This is a genomic window from Colwellia sp., assembly GCF_013215345.1.
GTDB lineage: Bacteria > Pseudomonadota > Gammaproteobacteria > Enterobacterales > Alteromonadaceae > Colwellia.
On the sequence record NZ_JABSOV010000029.1, the window covers coordinates 23,046 to 43,100 of the forward strand.

15 protein-coding genes and 1 pseudogene are annotated in these 20,055 nt (G+C 38.8%); 1 reads left to right on the forward strand and 15 read right to left on the reverse strand.

Going from position 1 to position 20,055, the window contains the following annotated elements; translation table 11 throughout:
- Positions 1–22: 22 nt before the first annotated feature.
- From HRT50_RS06345 to HRT50_RS06360, 4 genes are all read right to left on the reverse strand, one after another.
- Positions 23–2,971, reverse strand: coding sequence for a hypothetical protein (locus tag HRT50_RS06345; RefSeq protein ID WP_291612498.1), 2,949 nt, complete (start codon positions 2,969–2,971; stop codon positions 23–25).
- A 237-nt stretch (positions 2,972–3,208) separates the two neighbouring features.
- On the reverse strand, positions 3,209–3,745 hold the full coding sequence (locus HRT50_RS06350; RefSeq protein ID WP_291612500.1) for a DUF4442 domain-containing protein: 537 nt from the start codon (positions 3,743–3,745) through the stop codon (positions 3,209–3,211).
- A 157-nt stretch (positions 3,746–3,902) separates the two neighbouring features.
- Positions 3,903–4,382, reverse strand: coding sequence for a DUF523 domain-containing protein (locus HRT50_RS06355; RefSeq protein WP_291612502.1), 480 nt, complete (start codon positions 4,380–4,382; stop codon positions 3,903–3,905).
- On the reverse strand, positions 4,382–4,693 hold the full coding sequence (locus tag HRT50_RS06360) for a DUF3630 family protein (protein WP_291612504.1): 312 nt from the start codon (positions 4,691–4,693) through the stop codon (positions 4,382–4,384). Before HRT50_RS06360 ends, HRT50_RS06355 begins: the two co-directional genes overlap by 1 nt.
- A 202-nt stretch (positions 4,694–4,895) precedes the next feature.
- On the opposite strand from HRT50_RS06360, the gene HRT50_RS06365 reads away from it, so the two are divergent.
- The gene (locus tag HRT50_RS06365; protein ID WP_291612506.1) at positions 4,896–5,198 is read left to right on the forward strand and encodes a cytochrome c; all 303 of its coding nucleotides are present in this window, start codon (positions 4,896–4,898) and stop codon (positions 5,196–5,198) included.
- 252 nt (positions 5,199–5,450) lie between these two features.
- On the opposite strand, the gene HRT50_RS06370 is transcribed toward HRT50_RS06365, so the two are convergent.
- The 11 genes and pseudogenes from HRT50_RS06370 to HRT50_RS06420 all read right to left on the reverse strand — a co-directional run bounded on the left by HRT50_RS06370 (position 5,451) and on the right by HRT50_RS06420 (position 19,947).
- Entirely contained in the window at positions 5,451–6,218 is a 768-nt protein-coding gene (locus HRT50_RS06370; protein ID WP_291612508.1) for a PEP-CTERM sorting domain-containing protein, read from the reverse strand.
- Between the two features lie 190 nt (positions 6,219–6,408).
- Positions 6,409–9,201, reverse strand: coding sequence for an XrtA/PEP-CTERM system TPR-repeat protein PrsT (prsT, locus tag HRT50_RS06375; protein WP_291612510.1), 2,793 nt, complete (start codon positions 9,199–9,201; stop codon positions 6,409–6,411).
- A 141-nt stretch (positions 9,202–9,342) separates the two neighbouring features.
- Positions 9,343–12,087, reverse strand: coding sequence for an XrtA/PEP-CTERM system TPR-repeat protein PrsT (gene prsT / locus HRT50_RS06380; protein WP_291612512.1), 2,745 nt, complete (start codon positions 12,085–12,087; stop codon positions 9,343–9,345).
- Positions 12,084–12,368: pseudogene (locus tag HRT50_RS06385) on the reverse strand (hypothetical protein). The gene prsT (HRT50_RS06380) and the pseudogene HRT50_RS06385 overlap by 4 nt, the downstream one beginning before the upstream one ends.
- 114 nt (positions 12,369–12,482) lie before the next feature.
- Complete coding sequence (gene wecB / locus HRT50_RS06390) at positions 12,483–14,765, reverse strand: non-hydrolyzing UDP-N-acetylglucosamine 2-epimerase (RefSeq protein WP_291612514.1); 2,283 nt, start codon at positions 14,763–14,765, stop codon at positions 12,483–12,485.
- Between the two features lie 321 nt (positions 14,766–15,086).
- The gene (locus tag HRT50_RS06395) at positions 15,087–15,953 is read right to left on the reverse strand and encodes a hydrolase 1, exosortase A system-associated (RefSeq protein ID WP_291612516.1); all 867 of its coding nucleotides are present in this window, start codon (positions 15,951–15,953) and stop codon (positions 15,087–15,089) included.
- Positions 15,953–16,762 carry a hydrolase 2, exosortase A system-associated gene (locus tag HRT50_RS06400; RefSeq protein ID WP_291612518.1) on the reverse strand — a complete coding sequence of 270 codons (810 nt, stop codon included), beginning with the start codon at positions 16,760–16,762 and terminating at the stop codon, positions 15,953–15,955. The genes HRT50_RS06395 and HRT50_RS06400 overlap by 1 nt, the downstream gene beginning before the upstream one ends.
- An 11-nt stretch (positions 16,763–16,773) precedes the next feature.
- Entirely contained in the window at positions 16,774–17,061 is a 288-nt protein-coding gene (locus HRT50_RS06405; protein ID WP_291612519.1) for a phosphopantetheine-binding protein, read from the reverse strand.
- A gap of 3 nt (positions 17,062–17,064) precedes the next feature.
- On the reverse strand, positions 17,065–18,171 hold the full coding sequence (locus tag HRT50_RS06410; protein WP_291612521.1) for a GNAT family N-acetyltransferase: 1,107 nt from the start codon (positions 18,169–18,171) through the stop codon (positions 17,065–17,067).
- An 8-nt stretch (positions 18,172–18,179) separates the two neighbouring features.
- Positions 18,180–19,592: a phosphomannomutase CpsG gene (locus tag HRT50_RS06415; protein ID WP_291612523.1), complete on the reverse strand. Its 1,413-nt coding sequence runs from the start codon at positions 19,590–19,592 to the stop codon at positions 18,180–18,182.
- A 103-nt stretch (positions 19,593–19,695) separates the two neighbouring features.
- Positions 19,696–19,947 (reverse strand): accessory factor UbiK family protein, encoded by a 252-nt coding sequence (locus HRT50_RS06420; RefSeq protein ID WP_291612525.1) that lies wholly within the window; start codon positions 19,945–19,947, stop codon positions 19,696–19,698.
- Positions 19,948–20,055: the final 108 nt, after the last annotated feature.

A 20,055-nucleotide genomic window follows, 5' to 3' on the forward strand; every position in this document is an offset into this window, starting at 1 on the left:
TCATTACTACCATAAACTTAAACTAAACGATGGCATCTGCATATTGACTGATCGCTTGCACCGCTTGTTTGGTTTTGCTTAAGAGAAGTACTTGTATTTGTTCACTGTTATCTAAGTTTTCATTATTTAGCAATTTTTGCCAATGCTGACATAAATGCAGTAAGTTATTTGCCGCAAGTATTTTACCGTTAACCTGTAATGCTTTGATAGCACTATCAGCATTGTTAGCATCGTTTATGCTAAATGCTTGACTTAGCTGTGCCACTAATTCGATATTTTCAGTGGTATATTCTTCTATCATATAAAACGCTAACTCTGCTGAACCTTGATGTTGCAAATACTGTTCAAAATTAAAGCTTGGCGCATCTGCCATAGCTGCGGTTACAGAACTTTCATATTGAACGCCATTCACAGTAAGCGCTTTATCAGGCATAAGTTGTACTGTATTGTTCGAGCCGCACTCACTACTTACTTGCTCTTTGAGCCAAGGTTGCATTGCGGAAATTAATTCATCAACGCTACTGTTGGCATTTAACTCGCCCACCAGCCAGTGGGTATAGTCCTCGGACTTATTTGATAAATCTACTGAGCTCGCCAAGCTAAAAACACCTCTCTCTAGGGCGAATTCCACCGAAATTGTTTCATCTTCATCAACCAGAAAAGTACTAAAAGCTAGGCAGTCGATGTCAGTCATCAAGACAGCAAAGCGACCAGTTTGCCAATTTTTTTCTAACATCAATTCACTGTTGACCAAGGTTGTTTGTAAGCCTATGCCTTGCAACAATTGTTTCAAGCGTTGATATTTAATCGGCTCTTGTACCGCTAGCAATATTTCTATCGGCATAGCCAAATATTTAGCGGCTAATGTTAGACAAGCTTTTTCGATATCCGCTTTACCCCCAGGTAATGACAACACCGAGTGATTTTTTTGCTGTGTATTTTTAGTAATAGCCAACGGCAGTGTGAAACTGAACTGATAGCCTTGTTCAGCTAAGTTAGCGCTAACATTATCACCATGCTGGTAGCGCAATAATGTTTTAAAGTACTCGCTAAGCTCATTTTTTTCGGCCTCTTCATCAATAAAACTGTGTAGTACTTGCGGCAATTGCGCAATTTTATCGCCACCTTTTACCTGACCACTAAAACATATTTTTTGTTGACCATTATTTTTATCAACTAGACGTAAATTTAGCTCTAAGTGCCTATCAATCTGCTTAGACAATAGCAGCTGAATAAAAGCTGCAAACATTTCTGAAAAGAGCTCGGCATCGAGATTTACTTCGGCAATAATTTTTTTATCAATGTTCAATCGTAACTTATTTTTACCTCGGTATAACTGAGCATCTAGATTAAATAAAATTGCTTGGATTTGACCAACAAGATTGACATCACTCAAGGTAAGTACGGCGTCACTACTTTGCAAGTAACGATAACAACTCGCTTGCCTTAACTTTAAAACTAAGTCTCGAGCATGAAGGTGAGCATAATGTAAATAATTCCCTGGATCACCTTCATGGCTAGTGCTAATACTCGTGGTAATAGCACTACGCCCTAATAGCACTAGTTGCTTTATAGTGGCTAAGTAAAGTGCTTTACCTCGTTGTTGCTCAAGTAATAATTGTGTTTGATATTTTTTTGAGGCATTCAGTTTGATTCGCTCTAACTCGATATTTAATTTTTCTTGAACAGCATTATGGATAACGATTAGCCCTGCAAGCTGCTCGTTTTTATCACTCAGTGCTAGATACTCTTGCTCGCTATAATTACTGCCATTTGTTTTTACTATTTTATTTATCAGCTGCTCTGACTCCTCAGTATGAAAACTATGCTGATAAAATTGCATGAAAATGCTTTTATCTTTTATGTTCAACTGGCTAAACTCGCCGTCTAAGGCACGACTAATACAATTAACACTGTATTGACTAGCAAGCTTAATCCTTACTCGCACTAACCACAGCAAAACAAAAATGCTCGCCAAGCTAGTAACAAATATAAGCCATTGCCATATTGGTAATTGTTGAGCCGTTATAGTTTCTTTATCCGCTGCGACATAAGGATAAATTGTTGAGTTAGGGTCTTGGCTATTTTCTAATAGGTCAGCAAGAATACTACGCAATTTCTGTTGCTGATAGACCCTTTCTTGATGATAATCAGCCATCAATCGCAAATTCCCTTGCCACTTTGACAGTAAACCAGCGGTTAAAGTAAAATCTTCAAAGTGAATAAGGTCTCTAACAATATCTGCCGTACTCTGACTTTCATGCTGCTGACTCGCTAACTTCTTAGTATAATCAGCAATAAACACTTCATCGATTTTCTGACGTAATTGCTCGAATGTCCCAAGCGAAGTTTGTAAACTTAGCGGGGTCAGCATAGTTACTATATTGGTTAATTTTCCATGTAATTCTGTTAATAGCTGTACTTTATTCGAGTCAATGTCTTGATTTTCTCCCTGGATAGCTAGGGCATCAAGTAAAGTATCGAGCTGAATTAAGGATTTATCTTTTAACTGTATATTTATTAACTGATTAGATTCAATGCGGGTAATAAGGCTCATAGCAGCATTATTCTGAGTAAACCATTGTTGATAAGTGTTTTTATACTGAGATTGTAATAATGATAATTTTTTACTTTGCAAAGCCAGCTCTTGCTGTAAGGCTATAACGTCATTCGTATTGACGCTTTGTAATATTTCATCAATAGTTTTATTCGCTTTGCTCAGATAGCTTTGTTGTATAAGTTGCTTTTGTAAGGGTACTAGCTGTTCACTTATTAACGCTTGAGAGAGCTTAGCTTGCTGAGCAGAGAACCATAGTGCCGAAGATAATACTGCAACAACAATCAGGAAGATTGCCAGTAAATATCCGCTAAAGTATTGATACAATGGCTTACTAGCAATGTTACAAGGCGCTACAAGCACTTGCTTACTAGGCAAATTAGCAGCGTTTTTATCCGTTTTATTTGTAGTCATTACTCATCAACATAGTTCAGTTCCTTTGAACAATATTTTATACCATATACCCGTTACCATTCAAGATACATGTTTCAGAGTGCTTGAGCAATTTCAATTCAAGGCATATCAATGTAGCCATGGTTATTCCATTTCAAATTGATGTAACGATGAAGTGATGTTGCTCAAGCACTTTGAATGGTAACGGGTATATAGGCAAGTAAGACATTAAGCTTTACAACTTTAGTTTGGTCTTTGTTAGTGCTTTTTTTTACCACTTTTTTTAGTTACCCATGCCCACTCCATCTGACATTCTATCGGGGATTGCCCTGATTCATCTTCAATAGTTACTGGCACAAAGATACTACCTTTGTCTTCTTGCTCAATCAGTTTAATTTGTTCATCGGTTAACTGAGCTACAGCGCTTAAGCTCCCTTGCATGCGCCTTTGATAATTGACTTTCATAGACTTTAATAAGGGTAATTTTGAGTTAGGCACATTCATACCAAAGACAATACCTGTTGCTGATTCTGCTAGCACAGCCGCAGCAATTGCATGTATGCCACCAATATGATTTTGCACCGATTTTTTATTCGCTAAAAACAACTGTGTTTTATGGTTAGTTATCTCATTAATTTTAATACCGCTTGTGCCGGCAAATTTAACTTTACTGGTGAATAGCTTTGTTAATAAAAAAGAGCGGAGAAAGCTAGGTGCTGAATTGATCTTTGATACAATATTATTAAACTGATTAGCCATAAGTAACGTCTTTGATAAATTAATTGATGCTTGCATTGTCATCCATACTGGTCAGACCTGCAAGTGGTTTTTTATTTCAGCGGTTTAAACGGACCAGTTCTGAAGCCAAGTTTACCCATTAAGTAAGCTCCTGCACTCATAGGCTTTGCTATCAATAGTATCACATCCAATTTAGACAGAATTAACTGCAAGCTTACTGGTCCAATAATAGCTCTAGCTGAGCAAGGGATAGCTCGGAAAACACTTTAATACCATGTTGACGCAGCAGTTTTGTCGTGATGCCCTCACCAACAATTATTTTTTGGCTAAATGAACCATCATAAATAGTATTGCTACCACAGGATGGACTAGACTCTTTTAGTAAAGCAAAACGAATATCATGCCGTTGGCATAAACTTAAAGCCAGCTGAGCACCTTTTTTAAACTGTTGGCTAACATCAACGGATTCAATAGTTAGCACTTGCTTGGTCTTGGGATTTATTTCAGCTGGCGGTCTTGGTACTGGTAAGCCTGACATAACCTCAGGACAAACAGAGATAAAACGACCTTGCTGCTGCCATTGACTTATCAATTGACTGACTAAGCTTTTGACTACACCGTTATAGCGTACTCTTTCACCAAGAAAACAGGCACTGATCAAAATCTTATCAAAGCATTGCTTGTTACTAGCCATTATTTTTCTAACTCCGCATATAAATTAGCTAAAGACTCAGTGCTTTTACTACCTCGCCCTTCTAACCAACAAGATTGGCTATAATAATCAAAGTTCAACACAAAATAATGCTCTTGCCAAGAAAAGCGAATATTTTCTCGGTCTGCGCCAATTATATTTTCTTGCATAGTAACCGGCATGATTGGCGAAAGTAGGAGCGTTATTAGTGCTGCAATATTTTCTTGGTACCAGTCATTTTCAAAATAAACGCTTAAATGGTCTGCTTGGTATGTGAGCGACTTAATACTCTGTGAGCTTGTTCCAGGGATCATAATGCACCATTTTATTATCTTATCGAATATGGCTAATTATACGATGAAAGTTTGATGTTAATCAGGGCTTTTAACAAAAAAATCAACGACAAGTAAGTCTAATTTCCATATACTCAAGACAGGATTTTATCTTTGTAACTTGAGTATCATGCTTGCATTTTACCTTGGTTACAAATACCTTTGAACCAAAGAGAGTGAAACTATGAATAAACTTATGCTTGCTGTGGCAACAGCAACAGTTATGATGGCATCGCCTGTATTTGCTGGTGACGCAGAAGCCGGTAAAGCAAAATCAATGATGTGTGCGGCTTGTCACGGTGCTGCCGGTATTTCAGCGGTGCCAACTTACCCTAACTTAGCTGGTCAAAAAGAAGCTTACCTTGTTAAGCAACTTACCGATTTTAAATCAGGCAAACGTAATGACCCTACTATGAAAGGTATGGTTATGGCGCTTACTCCTACTGATATAGAGAACTTAGCGGCTTACTACGCTAACATGAAATAAGCTTCCGCTTTTTCTGCCAGAATAAAATCAGTCCTGTCAAAAGCCCAGTTTAACTTAGTTAAACTGGGCTTTTTTATCGGTGATTTTCAACCTAGCGTTGTTAGCTTTGTTGTCACCACTAGCTAAACACTTCATATGGTAATTGCTAAAGCTTAGACATAAAAAAACCTCACTTTGTTTATTTACAGTGAGGTTTTAAATTTGCAATTAAACTGATAACTAGGTTACCAATTCATCAATATAACTTCAGCATTAAGCTTTACGACGAGCTGCACCAGCTAAGCCTAAAAGACCTAAAGCAAAGATAGCTAAGCTAGTAGGCTCTGGAATAGAGTTACCATTCATAATAAATGTACCGGCATCAGTGCCTCCAGTACGAACAGAGCTATAAGCTAAGTCACTACCAAAAATCTGACCATTGGTATCAAAATTACTAGCAACTAAACCACCAATAACATTAAAATATGCATTACCAAATGCACCATCCGTTACATTGCCTGCTACATCGATAGTAGAGCCGGCACCATCCCCTGCTAACGGATTAATCACAGCCTCTAATTCTAACCACAGTAAATCATCTGATGCCGAAGCATAATCAGTAGGTAAACCACCAGTATCAGCATAAACCGCAGCACTACCACCAGAGAATATTGGTGAGCCTGTACCTGTTAGATTCACAAGTTCGAAGTCAGTAAAAGTGAAAGTTAAAAGCTGACAAGTCACACAATATTCGCCCTGATTTTGACCATTTAAACTAGTTAAAAAGCCATAACCTTGCAAAGTGTCTGCAAGAGTTACCAAACTAAAATCAGTTATTATATCACCTACATTAATACCATTTCGTGAAGTACCCGCAACATAGTACTGTTTAAAAAAGCCATTCGAAGTAAAGTCACTAAAAAACCCATTATCAAAATCAGGATCCCAGGTAACACCACCAGAAGTTATTTGTGATGCATTAGCACCAAAGCTTGCCAGAGCAATTACTGACGCTGCTGCAAGAGTTTTCAATAAGTTCATAGAATTTCCTTATAGATATTCAAAGTTTTGTATAATACTCCTCGTACTGAGCATTTTTTATGCCAAAACGAAAACTTTCACCATTTCGTTTATAAATCATAAGTTAAGCTAGTTGCTGCCTTATACAGCTATTAAGAAAGTCACAAACTTGTAAAATTTACTGACAGTGACTGCCACTTGCATAACTAACTTAATATTGCTCTACCTCTTGTTTCAACTTAGCTATTTTTACATTTAACTTACTATCATGGGCACTCAAACCAGATAAGACCTGCTTTGCTTGCTCATGCTGCTGCAAGGCGATATAGGCCTCAGCCAAGCTCACTTTAGCACTGACATCTATTGGGCCTTGCTTAATGACATTAACGAGCACTTCAATCGCCTCTTCATAACGCTTATTAGCGACTAAAATCACACCATAACTTTCTGCAATAGCACTATTGTCAGGTGCTAAATACAAGGCTTTTTCGATATTCAGTTGCGCATTAACTAAATCATCACTCTGGTACTGCTGCCAAGCTAGGTTATTCAACGCAGCTAAATTATTAGGTTGATCTTTTATAATTCTTTGGTAGATAGTAATGATCTTGGCAGATTTATTATTATCGACATTGTTCATGCCATAAAGCTCTGCAAGTAACATTCTCACCCTATTATCGTTAACAATGTTAGTGAGGTAGTTTTCTAAAACCAATTCAGCTTCAGCGCCTTGCTTAGAGAACTGCAAGGCTCTTGCTAAGTTAATGGCACCAGTACTATTTGGTACTTGCTCATATAATTCACTATAAAGTTCAATTGCTAGATCATATTGTTTTTCTTGTATCGCAACCTTAGCTGTTGTCATGGTTATTATATTGTTAGAGACACCTTTATCTTTTAATACTTTTAATTGCTGCTTAGTGGCTTGAATATTATTGTTAGCTAGCTCTAAATAGGCTCGCATTGTCATCAAGTTATCATCGTCAGGGAAATCTATATTTGCCTTTTTAGTTAACGCTAAGGCCGGTGAAAATTGTTTTAGTTTTTCCAGTGTGCCAATATGGCCAACACGAAGAATATAACTTTTACCGTGCTCTTTTAAACCCTGTTCATAGGTAGTTAACACGCGTTTAAACTGATGCATTTGTGTATAACTAGCCGCCAAGACTGCCCAATAACGTGGCGATAAGTTTTTTTCACTTTTGATCGATTCTAACAATGAAATGGCTGTAGGTACCTGCTTACTAATACGTAGGTTTTGAGCCAAACCCATAACTAAATTCTTATGGATAGGCTTACCATTGAGTTTACTTTGCTGATGTAACGCATTTAAAAATAAAATAGCCTCTGCAGAACGTCCCTGCCTTGTTTGCAAAACAGTATAGCGGCGAATAGCGTTATGATGATTAGGGCTAAGCTCGATGACCTCTTTAAAGCCAGCAATGGCCTTTGTCGCTTGTTTATGAAAAGCGGCAACGATTGCTAAATTATAAATGGCACTGATACTTTTAGGCGCTATTTTCAGAGCATTTAGAAAATATTTTTCCGCTGCAGTTACCTTTTCTAACTTCATGGCAATAAGTCCGTTTAAGATATTGCCTGACACCTGATGACTGTCAGAGTCTAGCCACTTATTGGCAATAACTTGTGCCTTAGCGACTTCATTACCTCGCAAATACTGACGAGCTAAAGCGAACTCGGTATCGTGTAAACTTGGGTCAATAGTTAGTGCTTGCTCTAACGACTTAATTCCGGATAAATCTCTTTGACTCAGTAATAGAGAGCCTTGCTGAACCTGTAAAGCCGCATTGTTTGGCGATACCTGTACAGCTTTATTTATTAATGTTTGCGCACTGGCATAGTCCCCAGCCTTCATTAACTCAACACTGGTTATTTGTAATAAGTCGCTATCACTATTTTTTATTTCATTCAATTTAGCCTCCGACAGGGCTAAATCATCGGTGTGACCTAGTTTTATTTTTATTGATAATAAAATAACATTGATAGGGTGTGTTGCTGGTAACAGACTCTCCAAAGCAATCAAATAACCGTAAGCTTGCTCCAATTCATCAAGCTTATAAGAGCTAACTCCAGCAATCATTTTGGCAATAACAAAAGTATCATTAAGACCAACAGCTTGACTCGCATACTCCCTAGCGGCCATATAATTGCCATGTTGAAAGGCAATTTGAGCTTTATATTGCAAGGCTAGTGGTGAATTTTCAAAGGCCTTTAACAAACTATCATTGAGCGTACTTGCTTGGGCGAACTTTTGCGCTTTAATTAAGGTGTTCACCTGAAAAAAACGAATGTTATTATCATAAGGGTAAGCGATTATATAGCGCGAAAAATCCTTGCTTGCTTGTTCAAAGTTATTTGAAGCAAAATTTAAATAGCCTTGTAACAGCAATGCCTCGAAAAAATCGCTATCTTCTGCTAGCAAGCTATTGCTCAGCTCTAGACCTGCCGCGAACTTTCTTTCACTGTAAAGTAAATAGGCACTCGCAAGTTGACTAAAAACGTTCTCTTGATTAATTGCAACCGCTTGAGAGAAATAATATTGTGCTTTAGTCACTAACCCATCTGTTAGCGCATTCATGCCGGCATAGGTCAAGATCACAATATAGTCACTATCATTGAGGACTTCACTTGCTCTGACCAATTGCTCAACTTCTTCAGATTTATTGAGACGAGTTTTTACCTGTGTTAATAGTGTTGCCGTTTGCGCAAAACTTGCGCCAAGGGCCACCGCTCTTTCTAATTCTTTCTCGGCACTAATATAGTTACCTTGGTTAAGGTATGCCCTGCCAAGCCAGAACCTAGCAGCAGAATTTTTCGGGTCTAATCTAACAGCGTTTTTATAATCGATAATAGCCGTAGCAAATTTACCCTGCTGGCTAAACACATTTGCACTTGCCATTAATTGTTCCGCAGTCTTTTGCTCGCTACAAGCACTCAAGGTAAGCGCCAAGATTATTGCTGATGTAATTATTATTTTATTCATGATAAATCCTTTATTGGCATTTAGAGCTGATTTTTTGAGTTAGGGCTAGGGTGATAGTAACTTGACAAAATGAAGCCATATTCCTCACGACTATAAAAAAGCGACTGTCGTAGCAGTCGCTTTTGTTGCCAGTTAACCTAATTATAATTGTGCTTGTAATTGAGCTTTTTTCTCAGTTTGCTCATCTGTTTGCGGAGATGTTTTACTTAATAAGTCTTTTGCTTCATTTGCTCGACTATTGGCAATCAGAGCTTCAATATAATTAAGCTGGATATCAATATCCTGTCCTTGAGCTAAATCAGAGGCTTTAGTGGCATATTTTAATGCCGCCCTTTTATCACCCGACTTAAGCAGCACTTTACCGTAAGTATCGGCAATATTTGGAATGTGAGGCGCTAAGGCAAAAGCCTCTTTTGCATGTATTAATGCTTTATCGAGTTTACTCTGCTCTAAATACAGCCAAGCTAAATTATTATGAGCAATAACATTTTTCGGTTGATTTTTAACTACGTCAGCATAAATAGCAATGGCTTTATTGGTATCGCCCTCTAAGTAAATACCCGCCAGCATAGTTTTAATACGGCTGTCATTAGGCTCTATAGTTAAATAATGCTCTAGTACTTTGACAGCTTTGTGCTCTTCTTTATTGCCCATATAAGCACCCGCTAAATATACGGCATTTTGACTACTTGGGTAAACTTGATAGAACTTGTTTAGTTTAGGTACTGCTTGACTATGCTTTTCTTCTAACAGTAGAATCCGCCCAAGAAAGCCTTGTTTTAGCGCATCGTTAATACCGGTAACAGCTAGTGTTTTATAGAGACTTTTAGCCGGTGTAATTTGTTGGCTATTAAGCAGCAATTGCATTTTTACCAGCTGTAACACCAAATTATCTTGATGATAATCTAAACCACGTTTCACTATATTCAAGGCACGCTCATTATTACCACGGTTAGCATGTAAATCGGCTAATAGCACTACAGGTTCTATATGGTATGGGCTAGCTTTTAACCAACTATCTAAAGCCGATTCCATTTTCTTACCGTCATGTTGTTTTCTATGGTTAAACACCACTAATTGCCAATAGCGTCTTGGTAATTTAGGTGTATCAGCAAAGTCAGTCAGTAAATTTTCGGCCTGCTTATATTGCGCTAAGCTCACCATAGCTTCAGCCACTAATATCGCTTTGTTAATATCCTTGTTATCCGCTTGGTAGGCTGCTTGTAATTTCTCTAATGCCATTTCATTGCGGTAGATGCCAAAGTAATGTCGCAAGACTTTATTATTGCTTGGCGCAAGTTTCATTAAATAATCAACGCGCTCTTTACTCAAAGTTTCATTTTTTTGTTGACGAGCCAACCTAAGCTGCTCAGTAAGTGCGAAAATATTATCAGGTTCTAACTTTAAGCTCAGCTTTAACGATTGCTCTGCTTTATCATATTTTTTTTCCTTAATAGCAATACTTGCCATTAAATTATAACCACCCGGTTTTTCAGGATATTTGTCCTGCCATTTAATGGCTATCTCACGCGCTTGTTTAATATCATTATTTTGTAGCGCAGCATAAGCTAATGCTAACTCAGCCTCAATAAAGCTTGGATCTAGTTTAACCGCATCTTGCAAGTCCTGGATACCTGAGGGGTCATTCATCATCAACTTTAAAATACCCTGCCTAGCGTTATCTCCGGCATTAGTAGAAGTAGTCGCTGCACTTTGCTCAAGTAATTTTTTTGCTTCCGCCATTGCACCAAGTTCTAGTAGCTTATAGCTTAATGAAGAAAGAAATTGTGCATCACCCTCTCGGCTTGCCGAAAAATCACCTACCGTGGCACTTATTTCATCAACGAAACCCAGTTCTAACTGGGTAACAGCCAACATGCGCCTAGCTTGATGATCTTTCGGCAAGTATTTAACCACCATAGATAAATGACGATGGCTCTGTTGCCAGTTTTTTAGATAAAAGGCACTCGCACCCGCGACTAATCTTAAGTTAGCTTGGTTAAAATTCGCCGATAATGCCCTTTCCGCATGTGCACTGGCTTTATCAAATACTTTGCCATTAAAAGCAACCATGGCTTTTATATAATGGGCAAAAGGTTGGCTATCAATTCGGGCTAAGATGGCATCGGCATACTTTTCAGCTTCTTCATCTTGACCGGACTTAAGTAACGCATCCGCTAACAATAATTGCACAATTCCTGAACGAGGCTGTAAATCTAAATATTCTTTAAAGCTTAGCGCTGCTTGCTCATAGTCCTTGGTTACCATTGATACTTGCCCTTGCAGCATAAGTGCATCGACTTGCTGCGCATCTATGGCTAAAATCCGTGAAATTAAGGTTTTCACTTCATCATAGTTATTCTCTGCCAATTGCAGGTAGGCCATAGCCAACATGCTATATAAACTTTGATTGGCGATGGACTGCGCTACAGCGGCACTCTCTTTTGCCTGCTCAGGTTGCTTACTTCGCAATGCCGCTAGGGTTTTATAAGCTAAGTAATGGCTTTGTTCTTCATTAGCCAATTTTTCCGCCTCATCACTTAAGGCCAAAACATCAGCATCGCTGTCCGTTAAAGTATATGCACGGGCAAGTAATGGCAGTACCTTATTAGCTGCATAGTCAAACTGATGGGCTCGTTCAAGTTCCTTTACTGCGGCAAGACCATCACCTAAATTCAAATAAATTTGACCCAGTAAAAATCGTGCTTCAGCATTTTTGCTATCGGCACGAATAGCATTTTTGAACTCAATAATACTTTCATTGATTTGCTTATTGCTGAGATAGCTTTTGGCATTTTCTAGATGAGATTCATCAGAGACTTGTTCACTACAGGCAGTAAGTGCCAACGCGATACTTAAACAGAGGGAGGCTTTTACAAATTTCATCTCGAATTTCCTTTTGCTATTCTAATTATTATTGAAGCTAATACCTTAACTATCGTATTGGCAAACTTTATCCATATTCTAGGGGCTGTTGATCTTTCGAGATTACTTTTGCAGCGTATTGTTAGGTATTTGTACAAGGCAGATCCTTTGTCATGTGGTTATTCCACATAAAAAGGCGATAACGCAGTAAAAATGCCCAACAAACGCTGTCCGAAGGATTCGGCTAAAAGCGTTTTATTCTTTGTTGAGTAGTATTTGCTTAGAATGACTAGGCTACACACTACTCGCCGCGACTAAAACGCTTTTATCTCGAACAAAATTTAACCCTGAAATATCAATAGCCCCTAAGCTAGCAAAAAATAAAGCCCATTAACAGCAAAGCTAATGGGCTATTTTTATGCTCGAGTATTAAGCAGTGGCGTAGCTAACGCCAAATTGCCATAACACTCATGATCGGTAACCAAGATTAATACATCAGCCCAATCATCAATGGCGGTTAGCGACTCTTGACGCTCACAATGCCAGCTAGGCACGAAGGGATCATGATAATTCACTGCCACTCCTGCTTGGATAAAGTACTGATGAATGGCATCGGCAGGTGATTCACGGCAGTCATCAACATTGGCTTTATAAGCTACGCCCAAAATACCAATTCTTTTTCCTGCCAATGAACTCGCTGATAGAGCCAATAAATCCAAGGCTTGCTGGGCAACGATACTTGGACGTTTGTCATTAATTGCGCGGGCTAAACGGACAAATTCACCTGCTTTGGTGTTTTCAACCAAGAACCAAGGGTCAATTGGGATACAATGTCCGCCGACACCTGGGCCTGGCGTTAAAACATTTACTCTTGGATGACGATTAGCGAGTCGAATGACTTCATAGACATCCACTTCAAGCTCTGCACAGATGTCAGATAACTCATTGGCAAAAGCAATACCAACATCCCGTGATGTATTTTCAACTAACTTGATACATTCGGCAGTGGTTAAATCCGTTAAAAACACTTCGCCTTTAACAAAGCTTTGGTAAATCGTTTTAACTTTCTGTTGTGCTGCCGGGTTTGCTGCACCAATGATCCTGTCGTTGTGCACAAGCTCATGCAAGGTTTGTCCTGGAATAGCACGCTCTGGGCAATGAACTACATCAATAGTTAAACCGGCATCAGCAAAACGTTGCGCTACCGCTAAGCTTGTTTGTGGCGAGATAGTTGACTCAACAATAACGGTTTGACCATTTTTAGCCACTTTCGCAATAGCATCGACAGCACTAAAAACATAACTGCGATCACAGCTGTTATCTTTATGAGGGGTCGGCACAGCAATTAAATAGGTTTCGCTTGAAGGTATTTCAATACTGGCTGTTAAGAAGCCTTGGGAAACAACCTTAGTAATAAGGTCAGGTAAACCGGCTTCATCAAAGGGGCATTGCGCCTTATTAATAGCGGTAACTTTATCGATATTTAAATCAACACCAGTCACCTTATAACCGGCTTCGGCTAGTAGGCTAGCAATAGGTAAACCCATGTACCCCATACCGATAACACTCAGTGTTTCGTTTTTAGCAATAATTTCAGCATCAAGGGTATTTGGCACTGAATTAGTAATAATATTTAAAATAGTTTCAGCAACATGACCATCACCAAAAGGATTATTCCAGTTAAAGTTACCAGCATCATTGGCAAGCCATTTCTCTGCCGCAGCTAACGCTTTATCGGCATCACGGCCAACCAATACGTTAGCACCGACTTCAATTGACTCAGGACGCTCGGTATTTTCGCGTAAAGTAATACAGGGAACACCTAATAAACAGGCTTCTTCTTGTATTCCGCCAGAGTCGGTTAAAATAAGCCGAGCATGTTTTTGTAATTGAATAAAGTCTAAGTAACCAACGGGAGGGATAAGCTGTAAATAGCTCGGCAATTCAATAGAAAATTCTTTCAGTTTAGCTTGGGTTCTTGGATGAATTGGCCAGACAATAGTTTGACTGTATTTTGCATGTAACTTATCAAATAATACCAACAGTTCTAATAGATTTGCCATTACATCAACATTGGCAGCACGATGGGCAGTCACTAAGAAAAACGCTCCTGACGACACCCCTAAGTCGGCCAGAATAGTACTGGTGCTGGCTGAAATATCTAAATGCTGAAATAAAGAATCAGAAACGGTATTACCGACCGTGAATATTTTATCGCCATCAATACCTTCTTTTGCCAAAATAGCATGTTGATTAGGACCAACGGCAAATAAGTACTCACTCATATGATCAGTCAATATGCGGTTAGTTTCTTCTGGCATAGTACGGTCATAACTTCGTAAACCAGCTTCAATATGACCGACCTTGATATCAAGCTTTGAAGCAGCCAATGCGCCGGCAAGTACCGTATTGGTATCGCCTTGTACCAGCACTACATCAGGCTTTTCTTGCAATAAGATAGGCTCCATTTCAATCAATATATTACCGGTTTGATTACTATGTAAACCCGAACCAACACCTAAATTATAATCCGGTGCAGGTAATTCTAGTTCTTTAAAAAAGATACTATCCATCTCTTCAGAGTAATGTTGATTAGAATGGATAATAAAATAGGCAATACCGCGTTTTTTACATTCACGAATAACGGGCGCCATTTTGATTATTTCTGGCCGAGTGCCAACGATGATCCCTATTTTCATCTTGCTTCCTTAAAAGTTTCTAGATTTATTCTGCTGATTTTATCTACTTGGGTAATTGTAAAGCATTTACTAACACATGTAACAGAACTCAAGTGAATTTTTTAACCAACTGTTAACCAACCTGAGCTTTGGATAAGCAATATGGCATAACAAAGCTATTTTTACTGCTCTCAGCGTTATTTCTACTACCAATAGCCAACTATTAGGTAGGTAAAATGCCTTGATAACGGCTAAACTATCATCATTGTCTATAACGTGTAATTTACTATTAAAATTTCATAGCGTTATAACATTCATTATCCAGAGTTCAGGTTAACTATTTTACTTAATTAAAGTACTAACGGTAAATGCTATCAGTTGCTTTTTCTTATGCTGTTGCGAAAAAGTATGATCTGCTTGGCTGATGACTTGCTGAGTTATAGTAGCGCTAGCCATTATCTGGCGCCAATGCTTATTACTTTTAACCAATAACTTAAATTCATCTGCGGTTAAATCATTACCACTAAGGATGACATGACTCTGACCAGTAAACTTGTCCAAGCCCTGTAGCATTTTAGTAACAAAATTGTCCTCAAGGTGAAGTTTATTATTTACTTTACCTTGCTGATGGAATTGATTAATTTCAGTAAACGCTACTTGTGCTTTAACTTTCCCGCTAAATAGTTTCCGCCAAAAACCTCTACTCATCAATCGTTTAATGTAATACGAGCGAAGATAGATTTGTGCTTGTGTCTCGGCTTGCCTGACCCAAGGATTGATCAAGAATAACTGCTTTATTTTCTCTTCTGCAGGGTGATCATTGAGATAAAGCAAAATGGCCGATGCTGCATCGCATAGCCCCCATAAAGCCAATTCAGTTATATCACTATGACGACTTTTAAAGGTTTGAATGGCAGCATCAAGGTCATGTTGAATTTCAGTAAAACTACTCACCTCACCTTCGCTATCACCGGCACCACTATAATCAAAGCGAAATACTGTGATACCTTTTTTAGCTAGCGCTCGGGCCAAATAAACAAACAGTCGGTGACTACCTACACGGGTTTGTGGGCCGCCAACAACAATGATTAAACCTTTCTTAGGCTGTTGCTGATTACTGGCCACTGATGTTATTGCTGAGCTGGGCAAATGTTCAATGGCTATTAATTGTTTACCCTGACTATTAAAAATAACACCTTGCTCTATCATCAGCTTATTGCCGCTGAGTGAGAGAGTAACTGGCTAAAAGCTATCTGCTCTTGCGCTAAAAACTCAGCACTAAGTTGTAATTCAGTTGCCTGCCAAAATTTCACCGCTGCTACTTGCTGTACAATCAGCTTATTCGCTTTATTCGCTAGCGCTTGTTGCTGCTTTAGTCGTCCCGGGCTCAACTCATCTGTCTTGGCCAACCATTCAAACCAATAGCAATCGACATTAAAACTAGTTAGCTGGGATAAATTCTGCCCTGCTAGCTGTTCGAGCAGCTTTTTATCTATGGTATAGCCGGCAATCTCGAGGTTCTCTTGACCATTCATTTCAGTGGGGTTTTTCTTATCAGCTTGAGTTAACTTGGCTGCTAACGCTAGACGCTTAAACTGCTGAACAAAGCGTTTACCGTTAAAGTCTGGTTGCAAAAGTATTAAGCCATCAACAAGGCTTAACATTTCATCCGATAATAATAATACTGCCGATAAGGGTAAGGATAAATAAATAGCTTTGGCTGAATTGGCTTTGATTTCTTCTATTTGGCGTTGAATATCTTGCTGCCACAAACTTAAGTTAGCTTCGACTAGTTCACCACCACTATCACCTGTGCCATAGTGATCATAAACGATAGTTTGCAAGCCTTGGTGATAGCCATTAATAGCTGAACGGGTGATATGGTGGCGGGTTTGATTAGCTTGCTCGAACAAGGGAGCAATACATAGCAGATGAGCAAGTACGTGCTCTGGAGTACGAATTATTCGAAATAATGACCCTTTCGTGCCTTGATAAAATTCAACATGAGTCGATATCATGGCCAAAGCGCTTAACTACGCTCTAGGACTAATTCAGTTAAACTAGCCACGGAAGCAAAATTCTCCGCACTGATGTCATCATCATCAAGACTTATATCGAAAGACTCTTCTATTTCGCCGATCAAGGTGACTAAAGTCATTGAATCAAACTCAGCAATGGCGCCAAAAAGTTCGGTATCGACATGCCAGAAACTTTCTTCATAGTTTGGAATAATAGCGATTAATAACTTAATCAGTTGCGCTGTGGTTTGTCCACTTTTTTGCTCGTTAGTTTTATCGGTAAATGGTGCAGAAGTCATTATTTACTTACTTTTCCTTGTGAATATTTTAATTAGCCGCGGTAGCACTAGATGGCGAATAATAGCTAACTTACCATAGATACTATGCTGATTAAAAATTTGATAGCTTTGTCGTGTTTTTTTCGCGCTTAGCCAATCCTGTTTATAGGGCTCAGAGCCCATACCAAATTCAATAGCAGTGACTTGATCTTCACTGATGACATGTTCAGATAAAGCTAACGATACAATAGAGCCGACCGAATACATTTGATATTTAGGTGCATAAGCTAACTTAAAAATAGAGGCCGTTACTTCAACAGCTCCGCTATCATTATGGCTAGTTTGTAAGAACCACAGCTGTGCTGCCGCTGGCTCATCATCGACAAACAATACCCCCAAACGTAATTTGTTTTCCTGTAACGCAGCTAGAGATACTTGCTCAATAAAATCGAAACTAAACTCATCACCTTTCCAGCTTTGTTGGTAAATGTTTTTATAAGCCGAAAACGCCGAGGAAAATCCGCTAAGTTCAGTAATTATTTCGATGCGGTATTGGTGCGCTTTACTCAGTTTTTTCTCACGCCTTTTTATAGTATTACGTAATTGACTGGGCCTTTGTTGATAATAGCTGACGTAATCACTGATACCCGATTGATAGACATTGTCCGTACTAGAAAAAATCCGCTGATAAGGAAAAGACTCAAATAGTGCTTGGCTGACTAGCCCTTCTTCAAAAGCACCGAGCTGCATACTATGCCACTGATGATGTTGCTGAATATAAGTGAGCAGTTGCGCCATACTTTCTTTACTTGGCGAGGTAAGAAATATGGGCTCGGCCACCGCAGAATAAAAGCTGGTTAGTGACGTTATCTTTTTCTCAGCTTGGTTGTGAACCAAAGGCCAAGCAATGCTTAATACTGGCTCTCGTCCTTTGCTGACTTGAAATAGACAATGCACCAGCACTTGGCTATTTTCAGGGAGCATAAAGGCTGCAGTTGCCGTTAGCCAAGGCAAGGTTAGCTCAAATAACCTCGCTTTGGGCATACTGTTTTTATAGCGATGAGTAAACTCAGTAAATGAAAGCTCACGATAAGAGAGCTGAACATTCTGGTCTATTAAGCTCCCTGTCATAAAGAAGACTACTCAGCTAGTAACAAAGCTAATACTTGCGCAGTTTTTTCCTGCATCAAGGCCTTATCGCCTTTAGACTCAACATTTAACCGTACCACTGGCTCGGTATTACTGCTACGCAAATTAAAGCGCCAATTGCCAAATTCCATACTAATACCATCGGTTTTATCAATTACTTGCGCTTGGGGTTGATAAAAATCCAGTACACGAGCGATAGCAGACTTAGGGTCGACAATTTTATTATTAATTTCACCTGATGATGGGTAAGCCGCGATGCGCTCTTTCACTAAACTTGATAATGGCTGTTTACGTAAACAAAGTAACTCGGCAATTAATAACCAAGGAATCATACCGCTATCACAGTAGAAAAAATCGCGGAAATAATGATGAGCACTCATTTCACCACCATAAATAGCATCTTCACTACGCATGCGCTCTTTGATAAAAGCATGGCCGGTTTTACTTTGAATAGCTTGTGCACCCGATTTTTCGACAATATCGATGGTATTCCAAGTTAACCTTGGGTCATGAATGATTTTGGCTTGTGCTTTATCACCGTCAATTTTACTTAAAAAATTTTCTGCTAATAAACCAACAATATAATAACCTTCAATAAAGTCGCCATTTTCATCAAATAAGAAACAACGATCAAAATCACCATCCCAAGCAATGCCCATATCAGCGCCATGTTTAATGACAGCATCACGCGTCGCGGCACGATTTTCTACTAACAATGGATTTGGAATACCATTTGGGAAACTACCATCTGGCTCATGGTGTACTTTAATAAATTCAACAGGTACATTTAAGGCATTAAACGCGCTTTCTATGGCATCAAGCGCTGGACCTGCGGTGCCATTGCCGGCATTCACTACCAACTTTAATGGCGTGATATTTTTGTTATCAATATAGGTTAACAAGTGCTCGGTATAAGGTTTGGTAATATCAATCGTTGTTAAAGTACCTTTATCAGCTACTTCAACAAAGTCATTTTGTTCCGCAAGGGCTTGAATATCAAACAAGCCAGTATCACCACTAATAGGTTTTGAGTTCTCACGTACTAACTTCATACCATTATAATCAATAGGATTATGACTTGCGGTCACGACGATGCCGCCGTCACAATTTAAATGGCTAGTGGCAAAATAAATGTGTTCTGTGCCCGCTAAGCCTAAATCGATAACATTAGTGCCGCCCGCCATTAAGCCTTCAGACAGTGCCTGCTTTAATTCTTCACTGGTTAAACGAATATCACCACCAACCACTACCGTTTTTGCTTGGGTATGTTGGGCAAAAGCACGACCGATGCGATAAGCAACATCAGTATTTAATTCTTCGCCTAATTTTCCGCGGATATCATAAGCTTTGAAACAGGTAATTGCAGAGGGGCCTGATGTTAAGGCGACTTTAGATGATGACATGGAATAATCTCGTCCTTACTAATATTTGGCATGAATTTATGAGTGATTTAAAAAATCATAGGGCTAAACTTTAACGCTTGGTGATTAACTGACTATTTTTTTGCTAGCTTGCTGCTATTTTTTCTTCAAGTTCTACTAGCTTAGCTTCAAGTTCGGTTAATTTAGCACGTGTTTTGAGCAATACTTGTGTTTGCACATCAAACTCTTCGCGTGTGACCACGTCAAGTTGTGACAATTTATTTTGCAAAACAGTTTTGGCTTTATCTTCAAATTCATTGGCCATATTTTTCAGGCTTGATGGGATAGCATCGGTGACTTGTTTAGCTATTTCTTCAATTTTTTTAGCATTGATCATAATAATTTCCTATTTTTTTACTTGTCTAGCATTGTAACTGTTTTGCCAATGACTAAAAACAGGTAAAATCATTGGTTCGACAGTTTATTTTCAATAGTGTAATAAAAG